General features: G+C 44.0%; 5 protein-coding genes. 4 read left to right on the top strand and 1 reads right to left on the bottom strand.

All coding sequences use genetic code 11. The features are described 5' to 3' along the window. Window positions 1–169 precede the first annotated feature (169 nt). From ACWVCM_RS10410 to ACWVCM_RS10395, 4 genes are all read left to right on the top strand, one after another. Window positions 170–448 (top strand): hypothetical protein, encoded by a 279-nt coding sequence (locus ACWVCM_RS10410; protein ID WP_455201684.1) that lies wholly within the window; start codon window positions 170–172, stop codon window positions 446–448. Window positions 449–880: 432 nt separating this feature from the next. Continuing rightward, entirely contained in the window at window positions 881–3,703 is a 2,823-nt protein-coding gene (locus tag ACWVCM_RS10405; RefSeq protein WP_455201683.1) for a patatin-like phospholipase family protein, read from the top strand. A 740-nt stretch (window positions 3,704–4,443) separates the two neighbouring features. Next, the gene (locus tag ACWVCM_RS10400) at window positions 4,444–5,541 is read left to right on the top strand and encodes a hypothetical protein (protein ID WP_455201682.1); all 1,098 of its coding nucleotides are present in this window, start codon (window positions 4,444–4,446) and stop codon (window positions 5,539–5,541) included. 34 nt (window positions 5,542–5,575) lie between these two features. Further along, window positions 5,576–8,050 (top strand): WD40/YVTN/BNR-like repeat-containing protein, encoded by a 2,475-nt coding sequence (locus ACWVCM_RS10395; protein ID WP_455201681.1) that lies wholly within the window; start codon window positions 5,576–5,578, stop codon window positions 8,048–8,050. Window positions 8,051–8,113: 63 nt separating this feature from the next. On the opposite strand, the gene ACWVCM_RS10390 is transcribed toward ACWVCM_RS10395, so the two are convergent. Further along, window positions 8,114–8,299, bottom strand: a 186-nt coding sequence (locus ACWVCM_RS10390; RefSeq protein WP_455201680.1) for a hypothetical protein, incomplete at its 5' end; no start/stop codon positions are given.

Raw genomic sequence — 8,299 nt, 5'->3', positions numbered from 1 at the left:
TGTTGAGATCAATAGGGACAGTAGTGAGGCTGATTTTATTGATTTGTTCGTTCTAAGTATTTATATAATGATATTAATTTCATATTTTTAAGTGAACGCAATAAATTAGTTGTGCAGGCACAGCCCGGTTTTGTCACCAATATTGATTTAATCTACAGTAGAGGTTGATATGAAGCCTAAAAGCGATGTTGTAATGGCTAGTATCATTCAGCAAATCAGAGAAACCTTTCCGTTTGATATAAGAGAAGAAGAACTCTGCGCGGAGACTTGCAGTTGTGGGTGCCCGAAAAAACTTTTGGAATATATACAGATGGAAATCGATGAATGGGAGCGACGTCTTGAAAACGGTGATATACCCAACTTCCGTGATATCCAAAAATTAGCTAAAACCGGAAAGAATATTTACAGGGTTTTGGAAAAGAATAATCTAGTTAAGAAAAATACATAAATGAAACAGTAAAGGAAGTGCAGGCGTCGAACAGATCGGCCTACAGCCTGGTCTGATTTTGTTCAGTAATAACTGCAATGTCTGCTTTAATCATTACCGAAAGATTTCAAACGTCCGATTTTTTTCCGTCTCCACTAGTCACAGCATAAGAATTTTACATCGATCTGATCGGGGCTATCCCCAAATTATCCAACCACTAACCACGGTTAAACCAGTTGTCAAAAAATCTAACAGCAGACTAAATAAAAACGACTGCACTCGTGTCATCATTCTGCGTATTTATAACAACAACTCCTGTACTGATAGACTTTGCGTGAAATAACTTGACATAATGAATATAACGCAATCATTCCATGATCAGCATGATTGTGTTATTTATAGCAGTTGCCTGTGTCGCAAGTTTAACTTCCACATTTATAATAAGAGAAAATAATGAAAACATTCGCAGCGAGCACCTTCCTGATCAGGCCTGTTTTTTATTTCATTTTATTATTACTACTTGGTGTCGGCCAAACTCAGGCTGCAAGTGAATCAAGGCAGAAGCTGTCCTTCGCAATAAGCGGTGGGGCGAGCCTTGGCGCTTATGAGGCAGGTATTAACTGGGGCTTGCTGACGTTAATGCGCTACGAAGCGCAAAAAGAACAGGACTCCTCAGCTAACAGGTATCGGCCCTTTGAAGCGGCTAGTATGGCGGGAGCGTCCGCGGGGAGTATCAACGCCCTGCTGTCCGCACTAACCTGGTGCGCAAGACACGAGAAAGAAGGCGGTTTTGCTAACCGAATCGATGATAATCTTTTCCGCAACGTGTGGTTGTCACTGGACATTAACAGTCTTCTTCCGGCACAGGCGACATCACCCGTTTACCAGAAAGACGACGCGATACTGTCACGCAAGGATTTACTTGATGCTGCAGAGTTAGTAAGAAAAACCTGGAATTCGCCGGTATTTCGTGAAGGTTGTCGTGTACCGTTGGGTGTTACGCTCACTCGCGTTTTTCCTGAACTGTTGCGCATTGGCGCTATAGAGGTAAAAAATCAACGATTTGCTATCCCGTTCGAACTTAAAGTTAAGCCGGATTCCAGAGTTGGTTTTTATTTCAATCCAGATGAATATTTTTATCACTCCGATCATTCAATGATATTGTTACCAACGGAGCAAGGCGACAATGATTACGTAATAAGCGATGAACGTATTATACAGGCGATACTGACATCCAGTGCATTTCCTGTCGCATTCGGTCGCAAGCGCCTGCAATACTGTCGTTTAAAAACTCCTTCTAGTGCGAGTAGCACAGAAACTAATGGGTTACAAAACACTAGACTGGAAGGGCTAACCTGTCCGGAAGGATATGAGCTTAGTGAAAGCGAGTTTGCGGATGGTGGTTTATTTGATAATTTGCCAATTGGGCTGGCCCGCACTTTAGCTGAAAATAATATTCAATCCAGGACTGCGCCGTTTCCGACGACATACATTTATCTCGATCCCGATCGGCTGCGGTATAAAAAAACTGATCAACAATCCGGCCAACCATGTGCTGCGGAAAACGCATCACCAGCATGTGATGAAATGGAGTATGGGTTCAGGTCTGAAATACATCTATTAGTCGATGCATTCGGTACTGCCAGGAACTACGAATTGTATAGTGAATTGTCCAGTGAAACCTGGACAGGTAATGTTGCGCTGATTTCTCGTCAATTCTCAGAACAGCTTAAATATAATCATGATGACCGACTATGTAATGAGTCATTACCCTATTTTTCAGAACAGCTACGTTGTATTGAAGCATTGAAATATGCAGGAAAATTACTTGAAGTTGCATATGCTAATAATAAATCCCCGGTGGGCAAACCGTTTTCTATTGCGGCACTGAAAGACACAGGTCTGCTGCATTCATGTGCACCAATATCAGGCGAAGATGCAGATTCGGATAATATAAGTTGTTCTATAGACTATGAAAAGTTTCGACGTGACTACGCCCGCAGACTGCTTGCGCTGATCAGTGAAATCCAGCCAAAAAATGCCAATTTGTTGAATAGTATTGGCTATGCCCAATCATCGATAAACAATGATCGTATGCTCAAGGTGACGAGCCGTGGGGGACCGATTGTTGGCAAACTGTTGGGGGCTTTTGCAGCATTTCTTGACTACAAATTCAGGGCGTATGACTACTATGTTGGCGTTTACGATGCAGTAATTCTGGCATCTCGGGAGGCCTGTGATCAGCGGCACTATTTGCATGAACAACAAGATGCCTACTTTCAATGTCTGAACGCTATGGCCAGACGATTTTATATCGCGCTTGGCCTGGAGACAGATGCAACTGGAAGATATCTTTTCGCGCTATTAGCGAAACAGGAATTTAGTGCTGCAAATAACCTGCGATTTGCATATGAGCCTATGCCGAAAAAGGATAAGGATGTATTAGCTATCAACACAGCATTAATGCACATACACTTTTCAAAAGAGATTGAAGACGATAGTCCGGCTATAATCGGTACAGCGGTACAATTCTTTGATAAATTGAAGGAGCTGAATTTTACACCAACAGAAACCGCTGGCCGGCCACTGATGGCCGAGATCATGGAAGACCCTGATACATGGGCTCATGAATTAACGCTGCGCTTTACAAATCGGTTAACTTATCTGGAGGCAGAATCCAGGCGTATTGTTGCAAAACGTGAAGCTGAATCGCAACAACAACCTGATCAGTGGTCAGAAATATTAGGTGGTTCGTCCTATGTACTGAGAACAGCTACTTATAAATATCCGACATTTGATTTCTCGCCATCTACGGCACCGCAAGACTGGGTTGCGAGATACTTTATCCCTTATGAGGCGGCGATCGATCTTTTTGAAGGCGATGTAGTCTTCTCATGGCAACCAACATGGTCCATCAGTAAGTTCAATAATATTGGTGTTAGAGGTAGTATCGCAATTGCGGATGGTTTGATCAGGTCCTCAAATGAGGAAGGCGAGACATCGGAAAACTATTATGCCATTGGGCTTGATTATACGCGTTTAACTCGATCTGGATTTGTTAGTAGCTGGGGATTTACTCCAACGTACTTTAGTTTATTTGAATCTCCCGAGGAAGGAGACAGGGATTCCTTTGGTGGAGATATTCATATAGGACTCTTACATAATAAAATCAGACTGTCTATTGGTAATAAAGGAACAGACGATAGCAATGACAACTGGTATTTCCTGATCGGCCTGGCTGATTTGCCAGGCTTGATTTACTGGTTTACCCGTTGATTGAATTTCGCGATCTGTATTTATGCGTCCCTGGATATCATGGGTGTTAATGCAGAACACATACTTGCAGTTTCTGGTCTGAGTACTGCTATCGTGGGCCTTGCTTCAAGGGATTTATTCATTAATTTAATTGGCAGATTGGTGATTAATATCGATAAAAATTACTCTATCTTAAAGCCGTGTTTTTAGCGCCCAAATAGGTACGCTAAGGTGTAAGGTGACTGTGCGATGATTTGCTAGTTGACTAGCTAATTAAGTTAAATAAGTTAAACAGGTTCCGGAGATCCGATGCTATTTCCTGCCTACTTACTGTCCTAATTCCTGTCGCTTATCAATACAAAACATCAGCGTTATATAATGTTTGACATGCATCAAGGCATACTTCTCCCAAGTATCGTATAAATAAATCATCGAATTATATTAACTACTCCAATAAGCAAATGTAATAGACGTTGAATGTCTTTGCAGGTTTCATAACCGTATGAGTTGAAGCGCAATAAAAATACACATATCGCCTCAGGCATCATATCTCAATGGTTATACTTTTTTAAAAAAATTGAGATGCAAGGTCACTAGCACACCATATAACAATTCAAAATTGAGCCTATTACATAGCGCACGACTTTCTGGAGTTAGTCATGCAGCAGAATTAGTTATTTTTATACTAAAAAACATAATGGCTTGAATAGAAAAAATTGAATTACCTACTGTCAACTGACAAACAGAGCAGGAACAACATCATGAAAACGGCAACTAATATAATTTTTTCCATACGCTATCTACTGTTAACTGTCTTATTGACGTTTGGCGTAATGAGCATTATTGCCAGCAATGGAGGCAGCGACGGTGGAGGCGGTGCCGGCGACCTGTTTTCCGGTGATTATCAGATTCATAAAGTTGAATATGAAGGACAAACGACTAATTTCATCGCTGAAACGTTCGATGGAACTGCTGATGGAAAAGGCAATTTTAGTACCGACGTAGGAACCATTGCCTATTCACTTTCCGATGACCGAATGATATCTATTTCGATTCCTGGAACTCCCAGCGTTGAGACTGAATATGGAATAATTTCTAGCGATGGAAGTCTGGTCTTGTTAACAGACGCTCAACTGGTGGATCCAAACAACCAGGATGATGTGGAAACGATAATTGTCGTCAAGAAGTCAACCGACATGACGCTGACAAAAGTGGCTGGCGAATACATTCTCAGCCAGACAGGTAGAAACGCACAGGGTTTTTATACGAGTCAGGTGCTTGTTACGTTGCAAAGTGATGGCACTGGAACCTGGTTGATATTAAACCACTCGCAACCTGCAGAGGTTGGCCTTAGTGGTAATCTTACTTTTGTAGGATCAGCCGATGGCACCTTCACGGTGGACAATGGCACTGGGGATGATGCGGGAATCATCTCGCCGGATGCAAATATATTTGTTGTTTCGGACGGTGACATGACTGATGCAGATGGTGAAGCCTTCTTTGGTGTCGGTGTTAGAAAATCAACCACAGCGCCAACGCTGACAGAATCCTTTCAAATCCATTTTATTGGCTATGACTCTACTAATGCCTTCCCTATCGGCCCACAATTTGCCGCACGCTGGACCGTTGTGGAAGACCAGGTGAATACAGCATTCGAGGCTACAAATATCGTTGACTCCCGCGGCACCGCACCTGGTGCAACGGCAACCATCCCTCACACCTCGGTTGCGGCTGACGGGACATTTGTCGCTGCCAATACAGACCTGAGTATTCTGTCGCCTGCTGGTAATTTCTTTGCCGTCGTTGAGACCGATACTGCCACTGATGCTGAGATAAAGATTGGGCTCGCCCTGAAATAGCTTAAGGTAATTTTATAGTGGTGGACGCTGAACCATGGAAATGCCGTATTATAGTTGGCTACGTATTCAAACAGGGTCCTGGATTAAATACTTCGCCTGTTTGAGTCGTAGTTTGATCCTGCATATCAATGCCTACGGTTTGAAAGCGGGCAGCACTTTTATTACTACCGGCATTACTACTGTTGTTTTGGGGATATGTTTCTTACTATCAGCACCAACGCTGGCAGCGAGTGATATATATCCCCAGTCTGTCGTGAGCTTTGAAACCTGGTCTACTAACGGTCCGGAAGGTGGGCATATTGCCGCGCTGGCGGTCGACCCTGATAATACTGATATTCTCTATGTCGCGAGTCGATATTCTGGAGGCGTTTATAAGAGTAGCGATGGTGGGTCGAGCTGGACGAATGTAGGTTATAGTGCCGATACAAGCTGGAATATCGTAAACGATCTGGTTATAGATCCAAACAATTCAAATAATATCTTTGTCGCTACAACAGAGGGTGTCTTTAAAAGTACTAATGGCGGAATGACCTGGAGTGCGGTGAAGCAGGGTTTATCTGACCCCTCAACCCAGGGCCTGGCTTTTGACCCCGCGGTTGCAGACAAATTATATGCCGGCACCTCGAGTGGTGTTTTCGTCAGTGTTGATAGTGGGAATAACTGGTCTGCGCTTGGCAGTTTGCCCGGCCAGGCATTTATCCATGAAATAGCCATCAATCCGGATAATTCTGATGTAATCTATGCGGCCAGTGCTGCCAGCGGTGTATATAAGAGTACCGATGGCGGCGACACCTGGAACACGATGAACACAGGCTTAGGTTCTACAGAAATAAAAGCGTTAGTTATGGATCCAGCTAACCCAGAGACACTTTATGTGGGAATAGAACTGAGCGGCGTTTTTAAAACTACGAATGGTGGCACCAACTGGACAGCGACCAACATCGATAAATCTATTTCATCTTTAGCAATTAATCCTGATGACACTGCTATCCTTTATGCCGGTACATTTGTATCGGGCGTTTATAAAACGACCGATGGCGGATTAAACTGGGCGCCGAATAGTAGTGATTTGCCCGGAGGAACAGACTACCTCGCGACGGTCAATGTGGTGACTATAGATCCTGCTACTACCGATACGATTTATATTGGTACCTGGGGATTCGGTGTATATAAAAGCACAAATGGTGCAACGGACTGGACGGCGATCAATCATCAACTTGTCAATACCTACATATATTCTCTTGCCACGGATCCTCGTACACCGGGAACAGCGTATGCGGGAACGGACTTAAATGGATTGTTTAAAACTAATGATGGTGGCATGAGCTGGGAGGCTCTTGATCTACAGCTGCCAAGAGCAAATAACCAGGTGTTATCAATCGCGGTTGACCCACTGCAGGATGGAGTCGTCTATGCCGGGATTAACACAAGGTTCACAGACTTTTCCGGTTATTACAAAAGTATTGATGGTGGTGCCACTTGGGATGCGCTTGACCTGGGCGTTGATACCGTGATTTGGCCCGCCGCCATCGCCATCGATTCACAGCAGAGCAATACGCTTTATGCCGGTATTGATGCAGGACCAGTTGATAGTGGCATCTATAAGACTGTTGACGGGGGTATTAATTGGGCGCGAACCAGCATGACCCACAGTATACGAGAACTTGCTATAGATCCCACGACACCGAGCACGCTGTATGCTGTCGTGTCCGGATCTTCAGGCGAAGTACTCTATAAATCCATCGATGGCGGTTTAAACTGGACTGATCTAAGTAGTAACCTGCCTGACGGATTCTTAATCAGTGCTTTGGCTATCGATCCCAACCAGCCACAAACCCTCTATGTCAGCGAAATATCCCTGGTCGGAATCTATAAAAGTATCGATGGCGGTGAGACCTGGAACGCGGTTAATAATGGTCTTACCAACAAAGAGATTTTGGATTTACTGGTTGTTCCAGGAACTCCGAGCGCTGTGCTTGCGGGCACTCGAGGCGGTGTATTTGTCAGCGCTGACGGTGGTGACAACTGGACGATAGCCAACACCGGGCTCACCCATCTGGCTGCTTATGAATTAGCCGTTGATACGCTTTCCTCTATACAAATCTATGCAGGAACGTTGGGCGGCGGCGTTTTTACATCATCTGTTACCATAGAGCCAGATGTCGATAATGGTGGCAATGGTGGTGGCGATGGCAACTGTTTTATTGCGACTGCAGCATATGGCAGCTATCTTCACAAAGATGTTGTGGAACTGCGCGAGTTTCGTGATGAGTTCCTGTTAACTAACGCATTCGGTAAAAAATTCGTTGCCTTCTATTATGAATATTCACCACCAGTAGCCAATTACATTGCTCAACATGAGTCAATAAGAGTTATTACACGCTGGCTGCTGACACCACTGGTTATGACGGTAAAATATCCATTTGGCGCCGCGATTATAGTAATGATAATGGTGGTGGGTATACGAAGAGTCTGGCGACTGAAAACCGCTCAAGGGGCCGCCCGTTAGCAGTGATTCTGGCCCTGTTGATTTGTTCCGGTCTGCGTTAGCCTATTTCAGCCGCGATGATATTTATTGTGTAAACCAGTAGCTAAACGCTAAACTCCATTGGTCGGAGTCCTGTTGTTCGCTTTCTTCCACGTCAAGCATGCGAAAATTTACCGCTATTTCAACATTTTTCGTAATAAATCCGTTAACTCCTAATCCGTACGATTGATGACCCAGGATGAGGCTGTCCCCGTCTTTATAAAGCCAGTG

The organism is Kaarinaea lacus (genome assembly GCF_975902315.1).
The sequence above is the reverse complement of the archived record's forward strand: the minus strand, read 5'-3'. Positions and strand labels throughout refer to the sequence as shown.

Excerpts from the sequence above, each read along its gene's own strand:
- ACWVCM_RS10395 (WP_455201681.1), top strand. The coding sequence starts at position 5,576 with ATGGAAATGCCGTATTATAGTTGGCTACGTATTCAAACAGGGTCCTGG.
- ACWVCM_RS10400 (WP_455201682.1), top strand. The coding sequence starts at position 4,444 with ATGAAAACGGCAACTAATATAATTTTTTCCATACGCTATCTACTGTTA.
- ACWVCM_RS10405 (WP_455201683.1), top strand. The coding sequence starts at position 881 with ATGAAAACATTCGCAGCGAGCACCTTCCTGATCAGGCCTGTTTTTTAT.
- ACWVCM_RS10410 (WP_455201684.1), top strand. The coding sequence starts at position 170 with ATGAAGCCTAAAAGCGATGTTGTAATGGCTAGTATCATTCAGCAAATC.